The 26,393-nt window shown below is 50.6% G+C and carries 27 protein-coding genes; 6 read left to right on the top strand and 21 right to left on the bottom strand.

The window, feature by feature from the left end:
* Positions 1–144 precede the first annotated feature (144 nt).
* From SAR116_RS04830 to SAR116_RS04815, 5 genes are all read left to right on the top strand, one after another.
* The gene (locus SAR116_RS04830; RefSeq protein ID WP_013045819.1) at positions 145–1,014 is read left to right on the top strand and encodes an SDH family Clp fold serine proteinase; all 870 of its coding nucleotides are present in this window, start codon (positions 145–147) and stop codon (positions 1,012–1,014) included.
* 4 nt (positions 1,015–1,018) lie between these two features.
* Positions 1,019–1,195: a hypothetical protein gene (locus SAR116_RS13695; RefSeq protein ID WP_013045818.1), complete on the top strand. Its 177-nt coding sequence runs from the start codon at positions 1,019–1,021 to the stop codon at positions 1,193–1,195.
* A 310-nt stretch (positions 1,196–1,505) separates the two neighbouring features.
* Complete coding sequence (locus tag SAR116_RS04825; RefSeq protein WP_013045817.1) at positions 1,506–3,050, top strand: trimethylamine methyltransferase family protein; 1,545 nt, start codon at positions 1,506–1,508, stop codon at positions 3,048–3,050.
* A gap of 108 nt (positions 3,051–3,158) precedes the next feature.
* On the top strand, positions 3,159–4,700 hold the full coding sequence (locus SAR116_RS04820) for a trimethylamine methyltransferase family protein (RefSeq protein WP_013045816.1): 1,542 nt from the start codon (positions 3,159–3,161) through the stop codon (positions 4,698–4,700).
* Between the two features lie 186 nt (positions 4,701–4,886).
* A complete protein-coding gene (locus SAR116_RS04815) occupies positions 4,887–5,390 on the top strand; it encodes a succinate-semialdehyde dehydrogenase (protein ID WP_013045815.1) in 504 nt (167 codons plus the stop codon).
* A gap of 5 nt (positions 5,391–5,395) precedes the next feature.
* On the opposite strand, the gene ppk2 is transcribed toward SAR116_RS04815, so the two are convergent.
* The 8 genes from ppk2 to ligA form a co-directional block, all read right to left on the bottom strand.
* Complete coding sequence (gene ppk2, locus SAR116_RS04810; RefSeq protein ID WP_013045814.1) at positions 5,396–6,310, bottom strand: polyphosphate kinase 2; 915 nt, start codon at positions 6,308–6,310, stop codon at positions 5,396–5,398.
* A gap of 90 nt (positions 6,311–6,400) precedes the next feature.
* On the bottom strand, positions 6,401–6,784 hold the full coding sequence (locus tag SAR116_RS04805; protein ID WP_013045813.1) for a hypothetical protein: 384 nt from the start codon (positions 6,782–6,784) through the stop codon (positions 6,401–6,403).
* A 73-nt stretch (positions 6,785–6,857) separates the two neighbouring features.
* Complete coding sequence (locus tag SAR116_RS04800; protein WP_013045812.1) at positions 6,858–7,868, bottom strand: amidohydrolase family protein; 1,011 nt, start codon at positions 7,866–7,868, stop codon at positions 6,858–6,860.
* 26 nt (positions 7,869–7,894) lie between these two features.
* Positions 7,895–8,800 carry an amidohydrolase family protein gene (locus SAR116_RS13465; RefSeq protein WP_238531175.1) on the bottom strand — a complete coding sequence of 302 codons (906 nt, stop codon included), beginning with the start codon at positions 8,798–8,800 and terminating at the stop codon, positions 7,895–7,897.
* Position 8,801: 1 nt separating this feature from the next.
* Positions 8,802–9,980, bottom strand: coding sequence for a PrpF domain-containing protein (locus SAR116_RS04790; RefSeq protein WP_013045810.1), 1,179 nt, complete (start codon positions 9,978–9,980; stop codon positions 8,802–8,804).
* Positions 9,926–10,882, bottom strand: coding sequence for a Gfo/Idh/MocA family oxidoreductase (locus SAR116_RS04785; protein WP_013045809.1), 957 nt, complete (start codon positions 10,880–10,882; stop codon positions 9,926–9,928). The genes SAR116_RS04790 and SAR116_RS04785 overlap by 55 nt, the downstream gene beginning before the upstream one ends.
* Before the next feature lie 24 nt (positions 10,883–10,906).
* Positions 10,907–11,749, bottom strand: coding sequence for a class III extradiol dioxygenase subunit beta (locus SAR116_RS04780; protein ID WP_013045808.1), 843 nt, complete (start codon positions 11,747–11,749; stop codon positions 10,907–10,909).
* Positions 11,742–12,155: a protocatechuate 4,5-dioxygenase subunit alpha gene (ligA, locus tag SAR116_RS04775; protein WP_013045807.1), complete on the bottom strand. Its 414-nt coding sequence runs from the start codon at positions 12,153–12,155 to the stop codon at positions 11,742–11,744. The genes SAR116_RS04780 and ligA overlap by 8 nt, the downstream gene beginning before the upstream one ends.
* 84 nt (positions 12,156–12,239) lie before the next feature.
* Between ligA and SAR116_RS04770 the strand changes: the two genes are divergently transcribed.
* Positions 12,240–13,145, top strand: coding sequence for a LysR family transcriptional regulator (locus SAR116_RS04770; protein WP_013045806.1), 906 nt, complete (start codon positions 12,240–12,242; stop codon positions 13,143–13,145).
* 3 nt (positions 13,146–13,148) lie between these two features.
* Here SAR116_RS04770 and SAR116_RS04765 read toward each other — a convergent pair whose 3' ends face one another.
* The 13 genes from SAR116_RS04765 to SAR116_RS04705 form a co-directional block, all read right to left on the bottom strand.
* Positions 13,149–14,375, bottom strand: a complete 1,227-nt coding sequence (locus SAR116_RS04765) for an MFS transporter (protein WP_013045805.1) — start codon at positions 14,373–14,375, stop codon at positions 13,149–13,151.
* A 349-nt stretch (positions 14,376–14,724) separates the two neighbouring features.
* Complete coding sequence (locus tag SAR116_RS04760; protein ID WP_013045804.1) at positions 14,725–15,522, bottom strand: ABC transporter ATP-binding protein; 798 nt, start codon at positions 15,520–15,522, stop codon at positions 14,725–14,727.
* On the bottom strand, positions 15,509–16,597 hold the full coding sequence (locus tag SAR116_RS04755; RefSeq protein WP_013045803.1) for a branched-chain amino acid ABC transporter permease: 1,089 nt from the start codon (positions 16,595–16,597) through the stop codon (positions 15,509–15,511). The genes SAR116_RS04760 and SAR116_RS04755 overlap by 14 nt, the downstream gene beginning before the upstream one ends.
* Positions 16,598–16,677: 80 nt before the next feature.
* Positions 16,678–17,883 (bottom strand): ABC transporter substrate-binding protein, encoded by a 1,206-nt coding sequence (locus SAR116_RS04750; protein ID WP_013045802.1) that lies wholly within the window; start codon positions 17,881–17,883, stop codon positions 16,678–16,680.
* A gap of 71 nt (positions 17,884–17,954) precedes the next feature.
* Positions 17,955–18,866, bottom strand: coding sequence for a branched-chain amino acid ABC transporter permease (locus SAR116_RS04745; RefSeq protein ID WP_013045801.1), 912 nt, complete (start codon positions 18,864–18,866; stop codon positions 17,955–17,957).
* A gap of 20 nt (positions 18,867–18,886) precedes the next feature.
* Positions 18,887–19,624 carry an ABC transporter ATP-binding protein gene (locus SAR116_RS04740; RefSeq protein ID WP_013045800.1) on the bottom strand — a complete coding sequence of 246 codons (738 nt, stop codon included), beginning with the start codon at positions 19,622–19,624 and terminating at the stop codon, positions 18,887–18,889.
* Positions 19,625–19,753: 129 nt separating this feature from the next.
* On the bottom strand, positions 19,754–20,560 hold the full coding sequence (locus SAR116_RS04735) for a sugar phosphate isomerase/epimerase family protein (protein ID WP_041860764.1): 807 nt from the start codon (positions 20,558–20,560) through the stop codon (positions 19,754–19,756).
* A gap of 4 nt (positions 20,561–20,564) precedes the next feature.
* Positions 20,565–21,302, bottom strand: a complete 738-nt coding sequence (locus SAR116_RS04730) for an SDR family oxidoreductase (protein ID WP_013045798.1) — start codon at positions 21,300–21,302, stop codon at positions 20,565–20,567.
* A gap of 22 nt (positions 21,303–21,324) precedes the next feature.
* Entirely contained in the window at positions 21,325–21,756 is a 432-nt protein-coding gene (locus tag SAR116_RS04725; RefSeq protein ID WP_013045797.1) for a MaoC family dehydratase, read from the bottom strand.
* A 42-nt stretch (positions 21,757–21,798) separates the two neighbouring features.
* Positions 21,799–22,839, bottom strand: coding sequence for a Gfo/Idh/MocA family protein (locus SAR116_RS04720; RefSeq protein ID WP_013045796.1), 1,041 nt, complete (start codon positions 22,837–22,839; stop codon positions 21,799–21,801).
* Positions 22,839–24,374, bottom strand: coding sequence for an acyl CoA:acetate/3-ketoacid CoA transferase (locus SAR116_RS04715; protein ID WP_013045795.1), 1,536 nt, complete (start codon positions 24,372–24,374; stop codon positions 22,839–22,841). The genes SAR116_RS04720 and SAR116_RS04715 overlap by 1 nt, the downstream gene beginning before the upstream one ends.
* Positions 24,375–24,416: 42 nt before the next feature.
* A complete protein-coding gene (locus SAR116_RS04710) occupies positions 24,417–25,586 on the bottom strand; it encodes an acyl-CoA dehydrogenase family protein (protein ID WP_013045794.1) in 1,170 nt (389 codons plus the stop codon).
* Positions 25,586–26,389, bottom strand: a complete 804-nt coding sequence (locus SAR116_RS04705) for an SDR family oxidoreductase (RefSeq protein ID WP_013045793.1) — start codon at positions 26,387–26,389, stop codon at positions 25,586–25,588. The genes SAR116_RS04710 and SAR116_RS04705 overlap by 1 nt, the downstream gene beginning before the upstream one ends.
* Between the last annotated feature and the right edge of the window lie 4 nt (positions 26,390–26,393).

Below are 26,393 nucleotides of genomic sequence, written 5' to 3'. Positions count from 1 at the left end.
CAAGACTCTTTACATATATCGCCGTGGCGCAATAAAGCACCTCTAAAATTTGATCCGCTAACTTATTTTTAACCTTTTTGTACTATGCTTTGACATTGAAGTTGCTTGGTTTTCTTCAATCAAAGCATAATCATGAGGGAATAAATGGAGTCTGATCTATTAGATCGGTCAATTATTGACTTAATACATGATAGAGCGCGCCGAGTTGAAAAACTCTTGGGAGCCGATGTTGTGTTTTACAGTGGGCAAATACATCCTGCTTACTTCAGGACATTTCGAGACTTTATTGAGGAAGTTAAAAAGCGCTCTGAAATTGAGACCAACGCGATAGCTATGTTTTTGAGAACGCCGGGTGGGGCAGTTGAAGCTGCTGAAAGAATGGTTTCAGTTCTCAGAAAGCACTATAAGGATGTTTACTTTGTAGTGCCTGATGTGGCCATGTCTGCAAGCACTATTCTTTGTATGTCTGGCGATAAAATTTATATGGATTATGCCTCTAGTCTTGGACCTGTTGACCCACAAGTATTATCCCCTGATACGGGGGAATATTTACCAGCAATGGGCTATTTAGATAAAGTTGAGGTAATAACCGACAAAAACGAGTTAGCCCCAGCAGATGTAGTTTTTTTGAGGCGATTAGATTTGGGAATGCTTGCTTTATATGAGCAATCTAGGGATTTATCTATTGATTTGCTGAAAAAATGGTTGGTTAAATATAAATTTAAAGATTGGAATGAACACCAAAAAACAAAGAAAGGACAACCTGTAACTTTGCAGGAAAAAACAAAAAGAGCGGAGGAAATTGCAACTGAACTCGCCAATCATAGGAAATGGAGAACACATGGTCGTAATATTGACATAATTAAGCTACAAGAAATGAGATTAATAATTGATGACTACTCTGACAATGAAGACTTGAAAAGTGCTATCCGCGAATATAATGATCCTTTGACTGGATATATTGATAGAACAGGACAAAATTTCTATATGCATAATCATCTAATGGGAGATTGACGATATGGAACAAAAACTTGCTAGAAAAGTTGAAGATGTTTTGAAAATGCATGAAAACAAGTCAAAACAGGACAACTTGGATGAAGCAGAACGTTTAGATGAAAAATTTGAGAATGTAGAGCCTGACCCATTTAGATATTCTATTGAGCAAGCAATCGGACTTCCTGCTTTTACTAAATGAGTTACGGTGATTTTTTCTGATAAAACATTATGTCTAGATAGGTTTCCTTGATATATTTCAGAAACCAAACGGATTTGCTGGAATAGCTATTGTGGCCTCATTTGTCACACCACTGAAACGAGAAAATTTCCCCCTCATATGTCGAACGCACGACAAAATATAGCGGGCGCGGTTTAATTGCCATTCATGTGCGTCATACCTTTAATGAATAGATATATGGCGTGACAGGGTCTGGCGTTAGCCGGAACATCTTTCAAAATCCAGCCATATAGACAGATAGACACATTGGCATATCGGTCTGAGGGACATTATGGCGCGTAGATCATCTAGGGCTAGAGGATCAGCATCCAAGGGCAGGGGAAGTGCGCCAAGCCATGCGCCCGCTTCGCCGCATATAAAGCGCTGCATCCCCTTTTATGACATTCTGGATGCCGAGCAGGTCGCGCGCCTTGAAGCGCAGGTTGACTGGCTTCTAGAGGATAAAGGCATCGCCTTTTTTGACGACACGCAAGCGCTAGATCTATGGCGGCGCGAAGGCGCGACCATTGGCGGCGAGGATGGCAATATCGTACGCGCCTCGGCGGCTTGGATTCGTGATCTATGCCGCAAGGCACCGCGTGAATTTACCCAGCTGGCGCGTAATCCCGAACGTTCCGTCGTCATTGGGGGCAAAAATCAGGTCTTTGCCCCGATCTATGGGGCGCCTTTTGTCCGCGATCTGGAAAACGGGCGGCGTTATGGCGATATTGCCGCTTTTAACGATTTGGTGCGGCTGACCTATATGTTGCCGCATCTGCATCATGGCGGCTTTGTCACTTGCGAGCCGTGCGATGTGCCGGTCAGCAAACGGCATCTGGATATGCTGCTGGCGCATATGACGCTGAGCGACAAACCGCATCTGGGCGCGATCACCGAGATGAGCCGTGCCCAGGACAGCGTCGATATGGCCGAAATTGTTTTTGGCCGCGATGTGATGGCGGATAATTGCGTCATCATGGGCAATGTAAACACCAACTCGCCCTTGCTGATCGATAAGGTCGTGACGCAGGCGATCCGTGTCTATTGCGGGCGCGGGCAGGGGATTGTTGTGGTGCCCTTTATCCTGTCGGGTGCGATGGGGCCTGTCACCACCGCCGCCAGCGCCGCACAGGCAATGGCCGAAGCGATGATGGCTTGTGCCTATGCCCAGTTGATCCGTCCGGGCGCGCCATTTGTGCTGGGTAATTTCCTATCCTCCATGTCATTGAAATCGGGGGCGCCGACCTTTGGTATGCCCGAACCGGTGATTTCGAATTATGTGATTGGCCAGCTGGCGCGGCGGGCAGGCTTGCCTTTGCGATGTGGCGGGTCTTTGACCGCATCCAAGATCGAGGATGCGCAGGCGGCCTATGAATCAGCCGACGCGATGCATTCGACGATGCTGGCGGGGGCCAATTACGTGCTTCATGCGGCAGGCTGGCTTGAAGGTGGGCTATGTACGGGTTTTGAAAAGCTGGTGATGGATGCTGACCGGCTTGGTAGTTACCAGAAAGTTCTGGCGCAAGGCCTTGATGTGTCTGACGATGCTCTGGCGCGTGATGCCTATGACGAGGTGGCACCAGGCGGCCATTTTCTGGGGTGCGATCATACGATGCGCAATTATCGTGATGCGTTTTACGAACCCCAACTCAGCAATAGCGAAAATGTCGAAAGCTGGGAAGAAACCGGGGCAAAAGATATGCGCCGTCGCGCTTATGACCGCTGGACGGGTATGCTAGAGGCCTATGTGCCGCCGCCGATCGACCCGGCCACCAAAGAAGCGCTGGAAGCCTTTGTCGCCAAACGCAAGGTGGAACTGCCTGACGCATGGTATTGAGGCGATAGATTATTTGCTTGGCAGTTTTGCAATTTACTTCTATCCTGAACTCACTGTTATTTATGTATTATTGTCAATTACCGGATATCTTCGTGAATTGAGAGCATTATGCAGTCTGACGCCCGCAAACCATCGCGCAAAGGCCGCAGCCGCCGTTTAGGCATCGCCGCTAATGCACCCCAAAACAGTGCCTTTCTGGGGCCACGGCGTATTGGTGCCTATAACCTGCTGGATGAAGAGTCGCTTGTGCGCATTGAAGCGCAAGCTGATTGGTTGTTGCGCGACATTGGCGTTGAATTTCGCGGTGACGATGTTGCTTGTGATCTGTTCCGCGCTGCTGGGGCTGATGTGCAAGGCGCGCGGGTGCGCTTTGAAAGCGGTATGGCGCGCCAACTTTGTGCCACCGCCCCAGCGCAATTTACCTTACATGCGCGCGACCCACGTTATACGGTACAGCTTGGCGGCGATCATCTGGTTTTGATGCCGGGCTACGGGTCGCCCTTTGTTACCGATCTTGATCGGGGGCGGCGTTATTCGACGCGCGAAGATTTCCATAATTTCGTCAAGCTGACCTATATGACGCCATGGCTTCATCATTCGGGCGGCACTATATGCGAACCGGTCGATATTCCTGTTAATAAGCGGCATCTTGACATGGTCTATGCGCATTTGCGGCTATCGGCCAAGCCGTTTATGGGGGCGGTAACATCACCAGAACGGGCGGCTGACTCGATCACCATGGCCCAGCTTGTATTTGGTCAGCATTTCATGGACCATAATTGCGTTATGCAGGGCAATATCAATGTCAATTCGCCGTTCATCTATGATGCCACCATGTCGGGGGCGTTGCGTGTCTATGCCGCCGCCAATCAATGCGTTGCCATTTCACCAGCGATTTTTGGTGGCGCAATGGGGCCGGTGTCACCTGCGGCGATAGCTGCCCAGACTCTGGCCGAAGCGATGGCAGGCATTGCTTTATCTCAGCTTGTTCGGCCAGGCTGTCCGGTGGTGTTTGGCAGTTTCCATTCGACGATGAATCTGAAAAGCGGTGCGCTCACTTTTGGTACGCCCGAAGCCAATTTGGTGACGATGGTGCTATCCCAGCTTGGCGCGCGGCTTGGTGTGCCGGTGCGTTCTGGTGGCGGTCAAATCACCGCCGCCAATAGCGCCGATGGTCAGGCCATGCAGGATAGCAGCGATGCCATGTGGGCAACTCTTTTATCAGGGACAAATCAGGTCTGGCACGCGGCTGGCTGGCTAGAAGGTGGCTTAACGATGTCCTATGAGAAATTCATCATGGATTGTGATCATTGCGGTATGATGTTGCGGCTTCTTGGCGGGATGGCGGTGCATGACGAGGCATTGCCCGAAGCGCCCTATCATGAGGTTGATGTTGGTGAGAATTTTCTATCGACAACCCACACAATCAAGCATTTTGCGACATGCAATTATCAGCCAGAGATTGCCGAAGCAGGGGCCTATGAAATCTGGCTTGAAAAAGGGGCGCTAACAGCCGAACAGCGCGCTAATCAGCGCTGGAAAGATATGCTGGCAAACTATGAGGAGCCCGCGATGAATCCGGATATTGATGCGGCCTTGTCTGAATTCATCGCCCGACGCAAGGACTCAATGCCCGACGCATGGTATTGAGTGGCGTTTAAGCTCGGTTTTCCCTAATCTGGTCTATGCTACTTGATAAATGTTCTTGATGATTGGAGGTCTCATGCCCTGCGATAGCACCTGCCGACATCAGGCCTTGTTTGTCCAGATCAAATGAACCGGCGCGAACTTCTATATAATGGGTTGCTAATAACGCTTGCTAGCGCAGGGGGCCTGATGCGGATTGACAAAGCCATGGCTGGTACACCGTCTTTTGATGCTATGGTAATGGCTCTACATGTGACCGGAAATGCAGCCTGTATCCGCCTTGCCAACCGGTTTACAACGTCACCACCACGCTATGGATTTTATGATCTGCATCTGCGCGATGCAGGCCTTTCATATCAGAATACCTTGCTGATTGCCGAAGCCATGTCAGGAGCCATGTCGGAAAGCGCTAATGCCGATCCTGTCTTACGATCTTTCAGCCTCAGCTATAACACAGGCATCACTGACCCGGGTATAATCGCGCTTGCGCGTGTTTTACCATCAACGCTGACTGAGCTTGGGCTGGTAAGCTGTGATCTAGGTGACGAGAGTGGCAAAGCCATTCTTGACTGGGCTAACCGTGCCAAAAACCTCACTATGATATGCGTTGAAGGCAATCATTTTTCGGCATCTACCCGCCAGGGCTTTACTGATATATCGGCCAGACGCCCGCATGTCATGGTTGTTGTCTAGATAGATTAATATACTTTCGGCACATATAGATCATCGGGTAGCACGCGCCTTTCGTAATTTGGCTTGAATACGCGCTTGGGCAGGGTGACCTTTTCATGCGGGATTTCATGATAGTTAATTTTTGACAGAATATGTTCCATACAATTCAGCCGCTCACGCTTTTTGTCATTCCCTTCGACAATATACCATGGCGCTTCGGGAAAGGATGTGCGTTCGAACATTTCTTCCTTGGCGGTGGTATATTGTTCCCAGCGGATACGCGCTTCCAGATCAATAGGTGATAATTTCCATTGTTTCATCGGATCTTCGATGCGCATCTGGAACCGTAATTGCTGTTCTTCATCGGTAATTGAAAACCAGTATTTAAGTACGATAACACCCGAACGGATCAGCATCCGTTCAAATTCGGTTACATCCTGAAAAAACTGTTCAACCTGTTCGTCACTGGCAAAGCCCATGACGCGTTCGACACCAGCGCGGTTATACCAGGACCGGTCAAACAGCACGATTTCACCCCCGGCTGGCAGATGCGGCACATAGCGCTGAAAATACCATTGGCTTAATTCGCGCTCGGATGGTTTGGGCAGCGCCACCACACGCGCAACACGGGGGTCCATACGCTGGGTGATCCGTTTGATCACGCCGCCTTTGCCAGCGCTATCACGGCCTTCGCAAATGATCAGTATCTTGGCGTTATTTGCAACCACCCAATCCTGTAACTTGATCATTTCCGATTGCAGGCGCAACAGGTTCCGGTAATAGGTCTGATTATCAAGATGATTGGCGTTGCGCGTGCGTAGAGCCTCCCGAAGTTCAGGCGACAGCATGGGTTCGCTGAATTCAGTCTCAAACATTTCTTCCAGCGTTTCTTCGATTTCTAACGCCAGCCAGTCTTTTTCATTATAGTTGTCTTTGGCCATTAGTATTATCCCCATACGCAGCGCGCATGTCGTCTGACGTAATGATACGCCGTTTCATGTTTTTATACCACTTTCATGTCGGAGCCTAGGCTACAACTCGTCTGACGTATCGTCTAACGCATTGACCATAAAGCTCATCAAAACCGAGATCATATAGCCATAGAAAACCGGCAGAACCATGATCGATAATGCTGGTGCAATCGCAGTAGCTTCGAAAGATTCAGCATTCCGCAGAGTAATGACAAGCCCTATGACAAAGCCAAGCCAGCCAGATGTGACCGCGCCGCTTGCGGCATATTCCAGCCGGTTGATCAGGCCCGATGGTGCGGCGATCATAAAGGCAATCATGCCAAGCGCGACAACCAGTAATGATGGTAGATCGATGAAATGACGCGCCGAGTCATTGCTTATGATAGCCAAAGCGATAACAGCGATAAAGATAATCCAACCCACAAAAGCACGAAACATAAGCAAACTAATAAACCCTCTTATTAAAATAAAAAGTGTAACCACATAATGTTACATTTTTGTTGCAAAAAAGCGCTTTCTATAGCGTCAACCGGCTAAATACCGCACGGGCATTACCCTCAAAGATCATTTTCTTCTGCGCGTCATCCAGCGCCTTATTACCATCGATATAGCGCTTTGTATCGTCATAATAATGCCCGCTATGCGGATCAATGCCGCGCACCGCGCCAATCATTTCCGAAGCAAACAGTATATTCTTGACTGGTATCACATCCAGCAACAGATCAATACCACGCTGGTGATAGACGCATGTGTCAAAAAAGATATTATTCAGCACCCGTTCATTTAGATCGCCAAGCCCCTTATCCTGGGCAATGCCGCGAAACCGTCCCCAATGATACGGTACCGCGCCACCACCATGCGGGATGATGAATTTCAGCTCGGGAAAATCGACAAAAACATCTGAAAACATGAAATGCACAAAGGCGGTGGTGTCGGCACCCAGATAATAGCTTGATGTCGTATCCAGTGAATGCTGGCATGCGCCTGATACATGGATCATGGCGGGCACATCATATTCAACCATTTTTTCATAAAACGGATACCAGTAGCGGTCACTCAAGCGCGCATCCTGCCAGAACCCACCCGACGGATCAGGATTCAGATTACAACCGATAAAGCCCATTTCCTCTACACAGCGGGTCAATTCGGCAATGCTGTTATCGATGCTGGTGCCCGGGCTTTGCGGCAACTGACAGACCGGGGCAAAATTGTCTGGAAACAATGTACAGACACGTTTGATCAGATCATTGCAATGCGCTGTCCATGCGGCCGATGTGCTGGCATTGCCGACATGGTGCCCCATCCAGCTTGCGCGCGGTGAAAAGATTGTCAGATCGGTGCCGCGTTCCTGTTGCAGTTTGAGCTGGTTATTGGCAATAGAGTCGCGGATTTGATCATCTGATACCGCCATTGTGCCTTTTTCAAAAAGATGATCGGGATTTTGCGCCAAAGCCTCTTTCTGCGCATTGCGATAGGCTTCGACACCTGGCGGTGTTGTCGTGTAATGGCCGTGGCAATCAATAATCATTATCTTTCCTTTCACCCCCGCGGGTATTATGCGTCGTCAAACCCATAAAGCCGCGCCGGATTATCAACCAGAATTTTGCGTTGCAAAGTTTCATCACGCGCCAGCAGCGGTACCAGATCAAGCAGATCACCATCATTGGGCATGAATTTTTTGATATTCGGATGTGGCCAGTCAGTACCCCATAGCGTGCGGTCTGGCGCAATCTCTACCAATTCCTGTGCATAGGGCACCGCGTCATAAAAGGGTGGCCCCGCGGCTGAAATACGTTCCGACCCACATATTTTTACCCACCAGTTTTCGCGTTCCATAAACCGTTTCAGAATCTGAAAGGCGTCTTGATGCACGCCGGCACTGGTCGGCACACGCCCCATATGATCGACGATGATATCCATATCGAATTGCAGAAAGAAATCCTGAAAGCTGATGATATCTTCGGCATTTACATGAATCACCAGATGCCAGCCCAGCGGCTGTACACGCTCAAGCACACGCTTCATCATCTCCAGATCGGGGGTGCCGCCTAGATGCGTGACAAAGTTAAAACGCACACCGCGAACACCGCCTGCATCCAGATCGGCAAAATCTTCATCTGAAAAGCTGTCATTCGCGATACATACACCGCGGTAATTATCTGGATTATGCTTGATCGCATCTAGCATCGCCCGATTATCAGGGCCATGACAACTGGCCTGCACGATGACGGCGCGCTCAATGCCCAGCTTACCATGCAGTTCGGCCAGTTTCTCGCGAGGGCCATCGGGGGGATGATAGGTCGAGCTTGGGTGATAGGGAAACAGATCATGCGGGCCAAATACATGGCAATGCGCGTCGCACGCTTTGGCCGGTGCCTTGAAAACGGGGGTGCGTGTATCGGGATCGGGCGGCATACAGCTTTTTTTATCTACCATTTTCGCATCTGATATATCCGTCATTTTACGCACCTTTCCAGACTGACATGGGGACAAAAACCTCACCACGCGCCAGCAAGCGTGCAGTCCGCAGCAAGCCTGCGCCCATGATTTCAAAATCATGACCTGCCGACAACCGCAGCGTGACATCAAAAACACCTGACGGATGCTCTATTGTCACATCTGTCAGTGTCTCTTGCGTATCTGTCTGTGGCTCTATCTGTATCTGTGGCATGATGGCAAGATCATATACGGCGCTATCGGGATGTATCGCTGCTGTAGCCGCCGAGACTGCACCAAGCACGCCAATGGCCTTGTGGCATGTCTTTGGGATAAAGGTGCGTGTATGGATCGTGCCGCCATTGATGGGCGCTGAAATCAGGCACATCTTTGGCACGGCCTTGCCCGCAACGTCGCCAAGCCCCATGGCTTCACCTGCCAGCAATCGCACCGCCTCCAGCTTTTGTTTTAAATCATCATTCGCATTCAACGCATCTGGTGTTTCCAGACCGCTAATACCAAATTCTTCGGCACGCAAAGCGACAACGGGCATGCCATTATCAACACAGCTGGCGCTATAGCCCAGAAATTCATCACGGACTGCGCCTGTTGGCCATAAAGAACCGCAGGCAGAACCGGCGAGATCGGCATAATGACAGACCACCGGGGCTGACGTGCCAAACACGCCATCTATGCGCGCCGCCCCATCATAGACAGGCAGGCCGTTCTTGATGGGAAAGCGAAGGCGGCATCTTTTGCCACTATTGGTCATAAAGACATCAATATCGGCGTCGCTTCCATTGCGCGAAAGCAGGCCGCTTTCCAGCGCAAAGGCACCCACCGCCGACAGCAAATTGCCGCAATTGGGCGTATCATCAAGACGATCCTCGCCAACAAGTGCCTGCACAAAGCTGTAATCGATATCACAGCCATCATGCGATGACGCTTCAATAATCGCAATTTTCGACGTCAGTGGATCGGCGCCGCCAAGTCCGTCAATCTGGCGCGGGTCACCATATGCCCCCATCACCCATTTCAATACATTGTCACGCGTGATCGGGTCGGCAGGCAGGTCAGTGGCCAGAAAATAAACACCTTTGGAACTGCCGCCGCGCATCTGCATATAGGGAATGGCGGTCTGGTTGCTCACTATGCGCTCATCTTTTCTTCGATCATGTGCATCACCTGCATCGCTGGCAGACATTGTGCCAGACTGCCGTTAGGCTCACGTCCTTCTTTGATGGCGCTGATAAATTCGCGGTCAATCAGTTCGATACCATTCATCGACACATCGACTTTTGACACGTCGATTGGCGCATCATGCCCGTCAAATAGGTCGTCATAACGCGCTACATAGGTGCCGTTATCGCAGATATAGCGGAAGAAAGTCCCCAAAGGCCCGTCATTATTAAAGGACAGTGAAAGTGTACAGATTTTGCCACTAGGCGTTTTCATGATGATCGACATATCCATGGCAATGCCAAGTTCAGGATGAATAGGCCCTTGCACAGCATGGGCTTCAGTAACCATTTCACCGGTCTGATACATGAACAGATCAATCGTATGACAAGCGTGGTGCCATAGCAGATGATCAGTCCATGACCGCGGTTCGCCCTTGGCGTTCATATTGCTACGGCGAAAGAAATAGGTCTGTACATCCATCTGCTGAATAGATAGCTTGCCAGCGCTTAATTCATTATGCACATATTGATGCGAGGGGTTAAAACGGCGCACATGCCCGGCCATTGCGGTCACGCCGGTTTCGGCTTGGCGGGCAACCAGCCTTTGCGAGTCAGCCAGCGTATCGGCCATCGGAATCTCGATCAATACATGCTTGCCCGCATCCATTGCGGCAAGCCCTTGCGTTGCATGTAGTTGCGTTGGCGTTGCCAGAATAACGGCATCCAGATCATCACAGGCCAGAAAGGCGTCGAAATTATCAAAACGATGCGGCACATCAAGCCGATCAGCCGCCTTATCTGCCTTGGCCATTGACGTCGCCATAACGGCTGAAATCTGGGCATCTTCAATGGCGCTGATAGCATCCATATGTTTGGAACCAAAGGCGCCATTCGCGCCTGCAATGCCAACTCGTACCTTACCCATAAACCACTCCCTGAAAATATGCGTCTATTCGCTGTCTTTTAAAATCTGAAGTCCATAAGCCGTATTGGAAACGGGCACATGATAGAAACGATACAGTTCTTCGACTTTTGGCGCCATGGCACCGCGCATGATATTCCACATGATCATCTCGATCCCTTCTGATCCGGCCTCACGGATAAAATCAGCATGGGTGAGTTTGGTGTTGGCGATCGGGTCATTGACCAGATTATCCATGAATACAGTGTCAAAGTCGGAATTGATGACGCCGGCGCGCTCACCCTGAAGTTGATGCGAAAGCCCGCCTGTGCCCCAGATTGAAACATTGATATCTTCACCATAACTGTGAATGGCCTTGCGGATTGCCACGCCCAGATCATGACATCTTTTTGCCGTTGGCTGCGGATATTGAATCACATTCACACAAAGCGGAATGACCTTTACCGGCCATTCTGCTGGCGCGTCATAGGCCACGGATAGTGGCACGGTCAGACCATGGTCAACCGGCATATTATTGCTGATCGCCATGTCGAATTCATCAAGCACCAGACTTTCCACCAGATGCCATGCCAATGCCGGATGCCCCTGAACAACAGGCACTTTACGCGGGCCATAGCCTTCATCGGCAGGCAGGAACTTGTCCGACACGCCAATGGTAAAGGTCGAAATCTGTTCCAGCGAAAAGGCCGACGCATGGTCATTATAGACAATGATAACCACATCAGGTCTGTTCTGGGCATGCCATGCGCGGGCAGGCTCCAGCCCCTTGAAATAGCCTTGCCAGTAATCCTCGCCTTGCTTGCCATGGTCAATGGCGGCGCCAACTGCCGGAATATGCGACGTACCCATACCTGAAAAAACTTTAGCCATTGTCGCTTTCCCCCTTATAGCGGTTGCCGTCAATCGGGCGGCCACCATTCAGCATCATCTGCTGGAAGTCTTCAAAACGCATGCCGGTGCCGGACATCTTGGCACCAACCTGCTGCATATTCAGCCCGTCAAAGGCGGCAATCTTGAACGTGTAATAGATATTGCCGCCAAGCTGTAACATGCCCAGCCAGTCACGCTCGAGAACGGCGCTGCGCTGGGCAGGGCTCATGTCAAATTGATCGATATATGCGGCTTCATCCGCTTTGAATTTGGCACGGTTTTCGGCATTATTCAGCGACATACAGAACATGTTCAACCCATAACCATTCTGGTAATGCGCGGCGTCTTGCACATAGGTGCCGGGGATCGACTCGAAATCATTTTCAGGTGCTACTTCGGTCATCATCTTGCCTTTTGACAATTAGCATAATATCTGACAGTAAATTAGATTGAATTTAAGAACAATAATCAAAAATAGAACGGATTGTTCATGAAATGGAACATAAATGACATTCCTGTCTTTGTTGCGGTTGCCGAACATGCAGGCATCAGCCTCGCCGCGCGTAAGCTTGGTATGCCGAAATCATCCGTATCCCGCGCGATTACCCGGCTTGAAGCGGCGCTTGGCCTTAGCCTGTTTGACCGCAATACGCGCAATGTGCGCCTGACTGATGAAGGGCAGGTATTCCTCTCGCATGCCAGCCTGATCGTCGAACAGGCTGAAGCGGCCAGTGCCGCGCTGGCCGGTATCCAGAAACGCCCTTCGGGTAATCTGACGGTGGCGGTTCCGATGGCCTTTAGCCGCGAGATCATTGGTGGGCGTCTGGCAGAATTCACGGCAGTCTATCCTGACATAAATCTGGATATCCGCGTTGTTGGCCATCCGGTTAATCTGATGACGGATCATATTGATCTGTCTATCTCGCCGGATGTGCAGGAAGATTCGGATCTTTATTGCCAGACCTTGATGCGTACCAAGCTGATCTGGGTGGCCAGCCCTGACTATCTGGAACTTGCCAAGGTAACGGCTGATATAGAGTCCATCACCGCGCATATGCGCTTTTGTGAACAGCGCTATCTTTTGCGCAAAATGCCGGTTCTGTTTGATGATCCTGCACCCGCATCGCGTCGCTTTCTGAATTGTCTTGGTGCGATGCCAGTCAATGATCCGGTATTGTTAAGGGAAACCATCAAGCAGGGTGGTGGTATCAGTTTCATGCCTGATATCTATTGCAAGTCAGCCTTGGCTACGGGTGCATTGTTACAGATTTTACCCACGGTCAAGCTCGATATGGATGCTACCGTCTCGGCTCTTTATTTGCGGCACCGTTTCGTTCCGCAGAAAATCCGTGTCTTTATCGATTTTGCCAAGACGTGTGTGGCCACGGCGAAATAGCATTCAGCCTATCTTGCGCAAGCTGGATTCTGGTTTAAGCCGGAAACACAGACCAATCGATACACATGTGACGATCAAAATGGCACTATAGAGTCCAGCGAATGATCCGGTTTGCTGTTTGATCATGCCGCCCGCTGCATTGCCAATAATGCCACCCAAGCCCAGCGCAATATTACCAAAGGCAAAAACAATCGAGGCTTTATTACCCTGATAATTGTGGCTGATATAGGCTGGCAAAAGTCCAAAGATCGCATAAAAGGCAAGTCCGAATGCGGATGCGATAATATAGAGGTGAAAGGTTTCGACTTGTCCTATCAGCAACATTGACGTGGCAAGACCAAGTGCACCATAGGTTATCAACAACGACCAGCGAATAGTGATCCGGTCACCTAACGCCCCCATGGCAAACCCGCTAAACATTCCGATCAAACCGATCAGACGCCATGCGTTAGCGCTATTTTGCAGGTTGAACATATGTTCATCGACCAGAAATGATGTCAGATAGGTCTGGAACGGAATACATGCAAAACCATTAAGCAACATAAGACATAGAATGAGCGACGTGTTTCCCAATGGCAGGGATTTGATTTGCGACGCAACCGTTGGCTCTGTCCTCATCTGCGTTTCAGCTTGGGGCTTAGGTGGCTGATCCAATCTCTCTAATGTGCCAAGCAGAATGAATGAGCCAGCGCATAACAGCACTACCAACACACAGGATATAAGCCATATAGCGCGCCAGCCATATGTTTGAAAAACTACAGCAATGAGCAAGCTATTGATAAAAACCCCGTAAGCCGTACCTGATGACATTAAACCAAGTGACTTGCCTTGATGCCGCGATGCAAAGAAACGTTGTGACAGTTCGGCCATTGGTGTCCAGACCGCTGCGGCACTGCCACCAAGAAGCACAAGCATCGCAGATATCACCATAAAGCTGTCTGTTATGACTATGCCAGCCAGGCTCAACAGGCATGTCAAAAGGGATATGCGGATAATGGTAAAACCGCCATAACGTTTGGTCAGCAATCCGCTAAGCAAAGCACAGCATAGAAAACCAGCCTGTGCTAATCCCGTCGCTAACCCCATGTCACGATATGTAAACTCAATATCGCGCATCATTTCAGGCGCGAGTGCGGGAAACAAATATACCCCAAAACCGTATGTAACCCCGATAAAGGCAGTAAAACACAACAAGGTTGCAAAGAACATGATACCTGTTAATTTTTCCATGACGTCCTCCAAAAAGTGAATGGCGGTCATATGGCCAATAGACACATTATTTTAAAAAGAACTAATCCATACAGAACCTTATTCATGTCAAACCATGCTAGGCATTAAGCAAACGCCATTGTTACCATGGCGACTTGAATTTTGGCGTAATGGTCATTAGATGTACCTGATCGCGGGGCATGAGATGTACCTGATCGCGGGGGCGTGAGATGTACCTGATCGCGGGGCGTGATTAGGGCGCACAAAAGGCCTCAAACCGAAGTTTGACGTTGTCACAACCTGTATCTTTCTTGAGATGGGACAATGTTGAATTGTGGCGCGGGGGTCATACCTTGCCGGATAGCCAGAATCACCCCATCGCGGCGCGGATTTCCTCGTCGGCCATTTCACGTCCCAGATAGGCTTCGACCACCGCCGGATCATTCTTCACGAATTCAGGCGTGCCTTCCGAGATTTTCTGGCCATGGTCAAGGACGCTTACCGTTTCACAGGTATTCATCACAACTTTCAGAATATGCTCAACCACGACAATAGTCAGGTTATAGCGTTCTTTCAGCGTCATGATCGTCGCCATCAGATTATCGACATTGACGGGTGACAGGCCCGCGCCTGGTTCGTCCAGCAACAGCAATTTAGGCCGGGTGGCAATCGCCCGCCCCAGAGCCAGCAAACGACGCTGGCCACCAGATAGTTCGGCTGCCGGAATTTCCGCATGTTCTGCCAGTCCGATAAATTCCAGCAATTCCATCATTTCATCGCGGACAATGGCATCCTGACGGCGCACTTCGGCCCCTTTGAAAAAGGGCGCTAGCGGGCTGTATTTGGTATGTGGATGATAGCCAACCATAACATTATCAAGCACGCTCAATTCGCCATAAAGACGCAAAAGCTGAAACGTACGTGACAGCCCCTGTTCGGCAATATAATGCGCGGGTTTATTGGTGATATCGATACCATTAAATTCGATATAGCTTCCGGCATCTGGCTGATACACACCTGTCAGCAGATTGAAAAAGGTCGATTTGCCCGAGCCATTCGGCCCGATCAGACCATGCACCGTATTGGGCTCTACTTTCAGGCTGACATCATTGATTGCCTGCAAGCCGCCAAAACTTTTGCTCAGATTACGCGTTTCAAGCAGTGCCATCTAAGCGCTCCTCACTTTGTTTGATAAAGCGACGGTTGCGCTGGAAACCTTCGATCCAGCCACCAATACCGCGTGGCATGAACAGAACCAGCAGCACCATGCTCAGGCCAAACACAATCGGCTGGATGATGATCGGACGATCCATGAAATAGAACACCAGATCCTTGGTCTGATCATAGGCAATGGTGACGACGATTGCACCAATGACGCCGCCCCATACATTGCCAATACCGCCAAGCACGACCATCAACAACAGCGTGACCATTTCGATGATGGTGAAATTATTATGGTGCAGATAGCCTGGTGGCATATGCGCAAATAAGGCTCCAGCCAGACCGGCATAAACCGCGCTCAGCACAAAGGCAAGTAGCTTATATTTCACCACATTGATACCATTGACTGACGCGGCGATGGTATCTTCGCGTATCGCCTGAAAGGCGCGGCCAGTTGCCGAACGCAAAATGGCAAAAGAAAAATAGATGCCGATAACGGCGGCGGTCATTACCAGATAATAATAGCTGGTGAAGCTTTCGAAAGCGAAGCCGCCAACAGATGGTGGCGGGATCATCATCAATCCGGTGCTAGATCCCAATTGTGGTGTGACCGCAATCATGATCCGCACAGACTCGCCAAGGCCAAGCGTGGCCAGTGCCAGATACGCTCCTTCAAGCCGTACCGATGGCAGACCAACGATAACGCCAGCCAGCGCCGTGACCAGAACCGCAATCGGGATAGCGACCCATACTGACAGGCCAAAGCCCCATGTGTCGCCAAAGCTACCAGGCTCTAAGGCCAAAATCGCCGAGGTCACGGCACCAATCGCATAAAGACCGATATGGCCAACCGTTACCTGACCACAAAAGCCTTTAACGATATTCAGACCAACCGCCAGCAGAATGAACAGACAGGCACGATTAGCCAGATTAATCAGATACTCACTAAATAAAAATGATAAAATAAAGGGCAAGGGCAGGAGCGCAATATAGGCAAGTAGCCACGGCAAAAGCCGGTGTTTGCGAGCTAATGACTCACCCAATGCAACAAATTTTTCAATAATTAAAACAAAGATATTCATCTGTTTAATTGTCCATATCTCAGGGGGAAGAAAAGCTGGAGCAGGGAAATCTGCCCCAGCTTCAAAAGGTGGGCTATGACCTATTCAAGGCCAAAATCGATAGGCATGGTCACACGGGCAAGAACTTCGGTTTCAAAGTTTTCGCCACCCTTTGTGTAACCGATCAGAACGGCTGTTCTGTTACCGTCACGGCACTGAGGTGTTGCGGCCGCACAGAAGCTGATTGGGCCTGATGCCAGACCTTCATAGTTCTTCACGCCAGCAATCGCATCACGAATGGCTGTACGGTCAGCTTCAAGTGAGGCACTGTCCAGGTTCAAATCCGCACTGTTCAGAGCCTGTTCCATGATCCGCACGAGGTCATATGCCTGCGAGAAATCATGGTCAGGTGCGTGGATGCCATATTTGTCTTTAACCATTGCGTTGAACAGCTTGGCAATTGGGCGCTGATCAGCTGCGGCATAGGCCGCTGTAAAGAACACGCCTTTGACAGCATCGCCAGCAATCCGTGGCACAGGTGCGTTAGATGCTGATGATGAACCGATACGGCGAACATCATCGCCGATACCTGCTTCATATGACTGCATAAGCGCACGTGCCATTGTCTCAGCCAAAGCCGCAACCATGATACCGTCAACATTCATTGACTTGATTTTCTGCATATGTGAACGGAAATCGACTTCTTTTTCCTGCACATTGGCAATATAGGCTGGATCGGCACCAAACTGCTTTTTGATCTGACCCTGCATGGCAGCACAGTCATTGACCGAAGCCGCATCAGCCGCACAGATATAGGCGATCTTTTTACCAATGTTGTCACCAACATATTTGGCGTTCACACCACCGTAATAACGACCAGATACAGGAATGCGGAAGACCCACTCACTGCCCTTCTGGGTGATTTTTGCATTTGTTGAATGCGGGATCAGCTGGGCAACGCCGGCTTTGGCGGTTACGTCAACAATCGGCAAAGACACTGACGAACAGGTCGAACCGATAAGCATATGAACCTTTTCCTGGAAAATAAGCTTGTTGGCGTTGGCGACACCTTTGTCTGACTTACATTCGTCATTCATCAAAGTGGCTTTAATCATATTGCCATTGATACCACCAGAATCATTGATGGATTTGATTTCATCCATCATCATCTGGCCGTATTTCTGACCATTTTCACTGACCATACGCATTGTGATACCAACGCGGATGTCACCTGCAAATGCTGCCGTACTGGCAAGGGCTACACCCCCGACAAGTAAGCTAGCAAAGGTTGATTTCATGATATTCATCTTCTCCTCCATTTTAGCAATTATTACATTTTGCCTTCTTTAGTAGCGTAGCGCGAAATTTTTACCGTTCGCTATGCCTTTACTTTTGCTTCAATTCCAAACAGTCCCGACGGGCGGAACATAAGTACAAGAATTAAAAGCAAAAATGCGTAAATATCTTTATGGCTTGGCGATATATATGCCGCCCCAAGATTTTCGAAAATACCAACCATGATACCGCCAAGGATTGCCCCCGGCAGTGACCCAAAGCCGCCAACAACCGCCGCGGCAAAAGCCTTCATCAACATCAGATAGCCCATCTCGACCTGAACTGACTGCATCGGCCCGATCAACACCCCGGCCGCAGCTGCCAATGCGCATGACAGACCAAAGATCAGTGAAATCATCAACGGTACATTGATGCCCATCAGATAAGCGATGTCTTTATTATGTGCGACAGCCCGCACCGCCAGACCTGTCTTGGTGTGGCGCAGGAAGTAATGCAGCGCCGCCATCAGAACAACCGAAATGATCGCGGTTAAAACATAGCTTTCGGGAACTTCGATATCACCGGCAAATTGCAGACGTGGGATATAATCAAGATTGGCACGGAATGGCTCAGCCTCGGCACCCCAGATGAAATAAGCGACATTGACCAAGGCGACAGACATGCCAAAACCACAGATAATCATGCCCATGCCGGCCACGGTATAGCCGCCGCCAGCACTTGTCAGGCGTCGATAGAACACGCGTTCGACAAACATGCCCAGACACGCCGTCATTATCATCGCGCCGATTAACGCAACTGGATAGGGAAGCCCGACATTATTTGCCAACACCAGGCCAAAAAACGCTCCGAACATATACATTTCACCATGCGCAAAATGTACAATGTCCAGACCTGAATAAATCAGGGATATACCTAATGCGACGATGCCGTAAACAACACCTATCGTCACGCCAAAAATGATGAAAGCCATCAGAGAATTATAATCGAAGTCCATGATATTTATGTTCCCTAGCTTTATGCGTTCAGCTTTTTTGATGTGTTGGCAACAGAACCGCCGAGGAATGATTCCTTGACCGCCGGATCGCTTATGAGTTTCTTGGCTTCACCTTCCATCATGATGATGCCATCACGAATGATATAGCCATATTGGGCCAGGATCAGCGCCATGCGCACATTCTGCTCGACCACAAGAATGGTAACGCCTGATTTGGCAATCTTATTGATGTTGGCAAAAATTTCCAGCACCACTTTCGGTGCCAGTGCGGCGCTTGGCTCATCAAGCATCAGCATTTTCGGATTGGCCATCAAGCCGCGTCCAATCACCAGCATCTGCACTTCACCACCCGATAATGTGCCTGATAGCTGTTTGCGGCGTTCGCGCAGAACCGGGAAAAAGTCATATACTTTTTCAAGATCGGCGAGGGTGCCAACCCGGTCATTACGCGTATAGGCGCCAAGAACCAGATTTTCTTCAACCGTCATCGCCGGATAGGCTTCTTTAGATTGGGTCACCTGAACCAACCCTAAGCGCATCCGTTCATGAGGTTTGAGTGCGCCAATATCAACGCCGTCAAAAGTCATACTGCCTTCCATTAAAGGCAATAGACCAGACACTGTTTTTAACAAAGTTGATTTGCCAGTACCATTACCGCCAAGCAAGGCAACTATAGACCCGCGCTCGACAGTCATATCAATGCCGCGCAATATCTTTAGCTTGCCGTAGCCAGCATGAACGTTTTTTAGTTCAAGCACGGTTTACTCCCTAATTATCACTCAAAAATCTTATCATTTTTATTTTGGCGCGACATAGCTTATGTGCCAATCTAAATGTCAAAATTGATTGAAAACCATCATTTTACGAATTGATCTTTGTTGATCTAATCAGAAGTACCTGTTTATGCGCGCCAGAATTTCGTCAACGACGTGTTGTGGTTCGGCTTGCCACCATGTGAGGGTTGAAAAAATTTCAACTTCGACAGGGCCGGTAAAGCCAGTCGCTTCCACAGCGTCTCTTAATGCAGGTAATGCAATGATTCCTTCACCTGGCATACCCCGATCCAGTCTTATATCTCTGGTTTCGGCTAACCAGTCGGCAACATGATAATTGACGATGCGATTACCGGCGCGGCTGATCTGCGTCATTAGGTCGGGCTCCCACCAGACCGCATAGCTATCCAGCGCGATTCCAACATTATCTGAGCTGTCTAGCTGATCGAGTATATCATTAGCCTCACGCAGGCTGCTAATCACCGATCGCAAACCACAGACCATTGGATGCAGAGGTTCCAGCGCGATGGTGATGTTGTAAGATTGGGCAATCGGCAACAGCTTGGCCAGCATATCTATGGCATTGTGACGCGCATCTGCCAATGTTGTGTTATCGGCATCAAAGCCACCGGTGATGGCGACCACGCTTTTGGCACCGATGCTGGCGGCGATATCCAGCATGCGGGTGCCATCCTCAATACCTTTCAAAAGTTCCAACGCGCATAGGGCGTGCGCCTGCACACCACTATCATCAAGCATTTTTCTGGCGGTCTTCGTGCCAACAGCCTCGAGCATCGGCCGCCACACAGCGGTCTTGCCAATCTGATTACGTGCCAGCACATCCAGTGATGAGGCAAAGTCACATTGCTCAACCAGACAGACCTGATGAATACAGAGATCAGCCTTTGTCAGCGTGCGCATAGCATTACCATGTTGCCCGCCCGCCGGTGACATCGAAAATCTGGCCGGTGGTGAAGCTACATTGCGGCGAGGCAATCCAGGCGGCCATCGTGGCGACTTCTTGCGGTGTGCAAAACCGGCCCATCGGAATCCGGCTTTTCTTGTCACTGATATAATCAGCCGACATGCCAGTCAGCAAATCGGTTTCGGTGATCACTGGTGCGATACAATTTACCGTGATTTCAGAGGGCAAGACTTCACGAGCCAGCCCTTTGACATAGCCGACCAGGCCGGCTTTTGCCGCGCCATAGGGGACCGCCCCCGGATTGCCCTCTTTGCCAGCGACTGATGACATCACAATAATCCGGCCTTTGCCTTTGGCCAGCAGGTGCCTGAGTACCGGTTGTACCGACAAAAACACGCCGGTCAGGTCGATATCGATCACCTGTTGCCATTCATCCAGCGAATAGTCCCATAACGGCTTGGTTGGCCCGTTGATACCGGCATTAGCGACGATACCGTCAACATCACCCATCGCGGCCATGCTGGCGGCAAAGGCAGTGGCGACACTGGCTTCATTGCTGACATCGGCAATCTGGTAGTCGGCAAAAACCGGATTGCCTTGCATACCGGCATCATCCAGATCCCAGCCACAGACCCGGGCGCCTAGGCTGTGAAAATAAGTGCTGATCGCCAGCCCGATTCCACGGGCAGCACCCGTCACGATGAATGTCTGTCCTGATAGGTCAAGCAGGCGTTCCATGATTCACTCCCCGGCATAGTGCCTAGCTATTTGGTACCCATTGCAAAATATGATTGCCAACAGCAACCAGCTCGTCATCCTGATTGGTGATTTCGATATCACCGACTGACCGTCGGCGGGTCGTGTCGATCGATGAAATACGGTAAACCAGCGACACTGTATCGCCAAGGAAAACCGGCTTAAGAAAGCGTATCTTGTCATAGCCGACCGACACTGGTGTTTCATCGGCGTCGCGGCAATGGGCAATGACCATCGTCGATACGGTGGACATGAAGCCAACCATCAAGGCACCATGCGCCATCAACCGGCCATAGGATGATTTTTCCATATAGGATTTATTGACATGGTTAGGTGAAAAATCACCTGTGATACCAGCAAACATATAGACATCGCTTTCAGATACCGTTTTGGTAAAGCGTGACTCATCACCAATTTTTACATAGAAATCATCCATTGCTATCTTTCCCCTCGCATGGTCATTATCCTTCATTGATCGCTATTGTGACATGGTAACGCGCTGCCCGCTGCGCGCTGATTCCATCACGGCCAATGTGGCCATTAATGATTTGGTAGCGTCGCTTGCGGTAATGCGCGGCTGTTCTTCGCCCCGCACAACCGCGCAAAGATGCCTGCATTGCGCCTGATAGGCATCAATAAAATCAGTTGCAATCGGCGTGTCGCTGATGACATTACCCCAGTCGCCAGGTACTGCGTCGTGCCGCCATAATACTAAATTTGGAAATTCCAGTGCCGCATCCGCGCCCAGAAACCGGATGCTGTTCTGGCCGCTTTTCGGAAACCGGTCACTTTCGCCAATACCAAATTCCCATGTCCAGGGTGATGGTGTGCGATCAGACAACAGAAACGTGCCAACCGCCTGATTGGCAAAGCGCAGGCTGATGGCAACGGCATCTTCCTTGTCAAAATTCTGGTTATGGTTGGTGACTTCGGCAGATACCGACACGACATCGCCGCAAATATAGCGAAGCAGATCCATCTCATGGATCAGATTGGTCAATACCGGTCCGGCCTTGGCATCCTTGCGCCAGTCCGGCTCGTAATAGGGGGTGTCCTTTTTGGCATTCCACTGGCCAGTCATGCCGATAAGCTGGCCTAATGCGCCGTCGGCGATCATCTGCTTGGCTTTATGTGCACAAGGATAATATCGCCGCTGATGCCCGACCAGTACATGCAGATTATGCTCTGTTGAATAGGCGATGATCTGGTTTGCCTCTGCCACCGTAGCGGTAATGGGCTTTTCGATTAGCAAATGCGCACCGGCTTCCATACAGGCCATCGCATCGTCAAGATGCCGTTCGGTTGGCGTGGCTATGATAATCGCTTCGGCACCACTTTTTGCGGCCATTTCGCCTGCGCTTTTATAGATAGGCACGTCAAGTGAAACCGCATATTCAGCCGCCGCTGGCAACGGGTCGGCGATGGCAACCAGTTCACCTTCTGTTATCTGGCCAAGCGCTTCAACATGGCGTTTGCCGATAACGCCTGCACCGACGAGGCCGATTTTGACAGGACGCATTACAAAGTCTCCGTAAAAAATGATGAATCCATGATTTTTAGATCATCGGCGATAAGTGGTGTGAATGCCATTTTGTCCAGAATATTTTCTTGCAGATCGATACCGGGCGCAATCTCAATCAGGCATATGCCAGCTGCGGTCAGTTTGAAAACCGCCCGTTCGGTGACATACAGGATATCCTGTTTCTGGCGCAAAGCCTGTGATCCGGAAAAGGTGATCTGGTCAACATCCTGTTTGAATTTGCCGATCCTGCCCGGAGTGATCACCGATAAAGTGCCATCGCCAACGGCCAGTTTGGCACCACCTGTATCAAAGGTACCGCAGAACACGACCTTTGCCGCATTTTGCGCGATATCGATAAAGCCGCCTGGCCCCACCGTATTACCAGCCAGTTTCGATACATTAACATTGCCATGCGCATCAATTTCACCAAAGCCAAGAAAGGCGATATCCAGCCCCCCACCCGAATAGAAATCAAATTGTGACGGGCCATCAATCATAGAGCTGGGATTAAGCGCATAGCCAAACAGATCACCATCCAACAAGGTACCGCCATAGGTGCCATGCTCGATGGTCTGATAATAGCGTCCTTCGGCATGTTCGGCGGCAACAATTTTGGCCACCTGATCGGGAATGCCGAAACCGTAATTTACCACCGCCCCATCATGCAGTTCGGTGCGCGCGCGCCGTGCAATCACCATGCGTGCCGAAAAGGCGGGCATATCGCGGGGAACGTTGGGGTTGACTTTCTGGCCTGATACAGCCGCGTCATAGACCAGCTCATAGCCCTGTCTTTGTCCGGAATCGATCACCACCGCATCGACCAGCGCTGACGGAATCCGCACTTCACGCGCTGGCAGACTGCCGCGGACGACTTTGCGTTTGACCTGAAAAATGACCTTGCCGCCACTATTATGTGCGGCGGCTGCCATCGCATAGATATCCAGATTGGCAGGTTCTTCTTCTAGCGAGATATTGCCATCTTCATCGGCGACAGACCCGCGCAACAATGCCACATCAACGGGTATTGGCAGATAGCGCAGATAATCTTTGCCGTCGATAGTCATGACTTCGACCAGTTTATCTGTGGCAGCGCTATTCATGCGCCCGCCATCAAGCCGGGGGTCAACAAAGGTGCCAAGCCCGACATGCGTAATCAATCCCGGGCGTCCGGCGGCCACTTCCCGCATTAATTGCATCATCACGCCACCAGGCAGAACATAGGCTTCAATCTCGTTATGCCGCGCCATCTCCTGCATTCGTGGCGACCAGACCCAATGGCCGCCAATCACGCGGCGGGTCATGTCCTTATGCGCAAAGCGGTTCATACCGCGGCTGTCGCGATCACCGATGCCAAGCGCATGAATACAGGTCAGCCCGCGTGGATGGCCTGAGTCCAGAAAACGTCTCTCGACTGCCGCGTGCAGGCTTGTTGCTTCGACCAGCCCGCCGCCGCCGCCAATCAGACCGATTGTGGCATTGTCGGAGATCAGATCAGCGGCCTGATCTGCCGAAATGAATTTATCATCACTCATTATTCAATTCCGTTCTAGCTTTCATCATATAGTGCTGTCTGCCTATTCAACGCTGTAAAGGGATGTGTCGCCTTTCATCAGGCTCTTGGCCATGACCACCCGATGAATTTCCGATGCGCCGTCATAAATCCGGTAAATACGGGCATCACGGTAATAGCGTTCAATCGGCAGATCGCGGCAATAGCCCATGCCGCCAAAAATCTGTACGGCGCGATCTACCACATGCCCCAGCATTTCGGCGGCCTGCACTTTCAGCATCGAAATATTGGCGCGTGGATCTTCACCATTATCAATCCGGCTGGCGGTCTGCCATAAGGCCAGCCGAGTCGCGTTAATGTCCATAGCCGAGTCTGCCAGCATCTGCTGAACCATCTGAAAGGTGCCGATCTGGGCGCCAAATTGTTTGCGCTCGCGGGCATGTTCCAGCATCAAATCCATGATATGCGTGGCCTTGCCGGTTGCGCGTGCAGCCACCTGTGCCAGCCTGACCCGCCCTAAAGTCGACAAAGCCATTTTCAACCCTTTGCCTTCGGGGCCCAGCAGATGAGCTTGCGATAACCGTACATCGTCAAAGCTCATTTCAACATGCGAGGTGCCACGCAATCCCATCATTGGCTGATCGCGGCCAACATTGAATCCGGACATGCCTTTTTCGACGATAAAGGTGGAAATGCCGTTATATCCGGCATCGGGGTCAGTCACCGCCGTCACGACAAAAAAGTCCGAATAAAGCCCGTCTGAAATGAAATGTTTGGCTCCGTTCAAAATCCAGTCATCGCCATCACGCACAGCGCGTGTCTTGATACTGGCGGCGTCCGACCCGGCGGCAGGTTCGGTAAAGGCGACCGAACAGGTGCGCTCGCCACGCACAGTCGGCAAAAGATAGGTCTCGATCTGTTCGGCATTCCCTTCAAGCAGGATTTCATAGACATTACCAAAGGCGCGCCGGATCAGAATATCGCTGGTATAGCCATATTGTTCTTCGGCCAGCATCCAGTCAAAAACCGACAAACCACCGCCGCCATATGCGGTTGGTATATTGACCGCATATAGCCCCAGATCGCGCGATTTCTGCTGTATCTCGGCGGCAATATCATCAGCCAGAAACCCATCTGCCTCGACCCTATCTTCAAGCGGCATCAATTCGCGTTTCACAAAATCGCGGATTGTCCGCACCAGAAGCCGTTGCTGATCATCCAGCGCAAATTGCATCAGAAGTAACCCTTCGTGGCACCACCATCGACACTAATGCCCGTACCTTGAATATGGCGGGCTTCGTCCTGACACAGATAATGCACCAGACTGGCGACATCATCAGGCTGGCCAAGTCGGCGGATACCTTCGCCCTGCATCCGTTCGGCGCGTACATCATCGACTGTTTTGCCTTCGTCGCGGGCGCGTGTTTCCAGCAACATTTGCAAGCGCTCGGTTTCGGTCTGCCCCGGATTGATCCAGTTGACATTGACATCATCCATATTGCCTTGTCCGGCAAGCGCCTTGGTATAGTTGGCCAGTGCCGCATTGACCGCACCGCCAACCATAAAGCTGGCATCAGGCGTTCTTGATGCCCCCCCAATAATCATGATGGCGGTGCCATGCGCCGCTTTCAGCATCGGCCAGAACAGCCGTGACAAGCGCACGCCAGCATGGAATTTCAGCGCAAACCCGTCGATGAAATCGTCATCAGGCTGGGCGGGAAACACCCCGCCTTTGGTCGCGCCAGCACTATGCACGAAAATATCACATTTTTCATAATGCGATTGAAAGGCGGCAAAGGCGCTTTCACATCCTGCCAATGTCCGCAGATCGGCGGCGTGCGTCGCCACCGTTCCCGCTATGCTGGCCTTAGCCTGTGCCAGATGTTCGGCGTTTGATCCCAGAATCATGATATGGGCACCACTGGCGGCCAGTCTCTTGGCAATCGCCATCCCGATGCCGCGTGACCCGCCTGTGATGATAGCTGTCTTGCCTGCCAGTGATGTATCGGAAGCTGGCTGTCCGTTATCAGATTGCATAATA

The sequence above is a fragment of the Candidatus Puniceispirillum marinum IMCC1322 genome (assembly GCF_000024465.1).
GTDB lineage: Bacteria > Pseudomonadota > Alphaproteobacteria > Puniceispirillales > Puniceispirillaceae > Puniceispirillum > Puniceispirillum marinum.
Note: the sequence above shows the minus strand (reverse complement) of the source record. Positions and strands in the feature narration are given on the sequence as shown.

Bases quoted from the DNA above. Each gene is read 5' to 3' on its own strand.
- SAR116_RS04820 (WP_013045816.1), top strand. From the start codon at position 3,159: ATGCAGTCTGACGCCCGCAAACCATCGCGCAAAGGCCGCAGCCGCCGT.
- SAR116_RS04825 (WP_013045817.1), top strand. From the start codon at position 1,506: ATGGCGCGTAGATCATCTAGGGCTAGAGGATCAGCATCCAAGGGCAGG.
- SAR116_RS04815 (WP_013045815.1), top strand. From the start codon at position 4,887: ATGCGGATTGACAAAGCCATGGCTGGTACACCGTCTTTTGATGCTATG.
- SAR116_RS04760 (WP_013045804.1), bottom strand. From the start codon at position 15,522: ATGGCACTGCTTGAAACGCGTAATCTGAGCAAAAGTTTTGGCGGCTTG.
- SAR116_RS04830 (WP_013045819.1), top strand. From the start codon at position 145: ATGGAGTCTGATCTATTAGATCGGTCAATTATTGACTTAATACATGAT.
- SAR116_RS13695 (WP_013045818.1), top strand. From the start codon at position 1,019: ATGGAACAAAAACTTGCTAGAAAAGTTGAAGATGTTTTGAAAATGCAT.
- SAR116_RS04730 (WP_013045798.1), bottom strand. From the start codon at position 21,302: ATGGAACGCCTGCTTGACCTATCAGGACAGACATTCATCGTGACGGGT.
- SAR116_RS04800 (WP_013045812.1), bottom strand. From the start codon at position 7,868: ATGATTATTGATTGCCACGGCCATTACACGACAACACCGCCAGGTGTC.
- SAR116_RS04725 (WP_013045797.1), bottom strand. From the start codon at position 21,756: ATGGATGATTTCTATGTAAAAATTGGTGATGAGTCACGCTTTACCAAA.
- SAR116_RS13465 (WP_238531175.1), bottom strand. From the start codon at position 8,800: ATGACGGATATATCAGATGCGAAAATGGTAGATAAAAAAAGCTGTATG.
- SAR116_RS04750 (WP_013045802.1), bottom strand. From the start codon at position 17,883: ATGAATATCATGAAATCAACCTTTGCTAGCTTACTTGTCGGGGGTGTA.
- SAR116_RS04785 (WP_013045809.1), bottom strand. From the start codon at position 10,882: ATGGGTAAGGTACGAGTTGGCATTGCAGGCGCGAATGGCGCCTTTGGT.
- SAR116_RS04705 (WP_013045793.1), bottom strand. From the start codon at position 26,389: ATGCAATCTGATAACGGACAGCCAGCTTCCGATACATCACTGGCAGGC.
- SAR116_RS04780 (WP_013045808.1), bottom strand. From the start codon at position 11,749: ATGGCTAAAGTTTTTTCAGGTATGGGTACGTCGCATATTCCGGCAGTT.
- SAR116_RS04765 (WP_013045805.1), bottom strand. From the start codon at position 14,375: ATGGAAAAATTAACAGGTATCATGTTCTTTGCAACCTTGTTGTGTTTT.
- SAR116_RS04735 (WP_041860764.1), bottom strand. From the start codon at position 20,560: ATGCGCACGCTGACAAAGGCTGATCTCTGTATTCATCAGGTCTGTCTG.
- SAR116_RS04745 (WP_013045801.1), bottom strand. From the start codon at position 18,866: ATGGACTTCGATTATAATTCTCTGATGGCTTTCATCATTTTTGGCGTG.
- SAR116_RS04790 (WP_013045810.1), bottom strand. From the start codon at position 9,980: ATGTCTGCCAGCGATGCAGGTGATGCACATGATCGAAGAAAAGATGAG.
- SAR116_RS04755 (WP_013045803.1), bottom strand. From the start codon at position 16,597: ATGAATATCTTTGTTTTAATTATTGAAAAATTTGTTGCATTGGGTGAG.
- SAR116_RS04770 (WP_013045806.1), top strand. From the start codon at position 12,240: ATGAAATGGAACATAAATGACATTCCTGTCTTTGTTGCGGTTGCCGAA.
- ppk2 (WP_013045814.1), bottom strand. From the start codon at position 6,310: ATGGCCAAAGACAACTATAATGAAAAAGACTGGCTGGCGTTAGAAATC.
- SAR116_RS04715 (WP_013045795.1), bottom strand. From the start codon at position 24,374: ATGAGTGATGATAAATTCATTTCGGCAGATCAGGCCGCTGATCTGATC.
- SAR116_RS04710 (WP_013045794.1), bottom strand. From the start codon at position 25,586: ATGCAATTTGCGCTGGATGATCAGCAACGGCTTCTGGTGCGGACAATC.
- SAR116_RS04720 (WP_013045796.1), bottom strand. From the start codon at position 22,839: ATGCGTCCTGTCAAAATCGGCCTCGTCGGTGCAGGCGTTATCGGCAAA.
- ligA (WP_013045807.1), bottom strand. From the start codon at position 12,155: ATGATGACCGAAGTAGCACCTGAAAATGATTTCGAGTCGATCCCCGGC.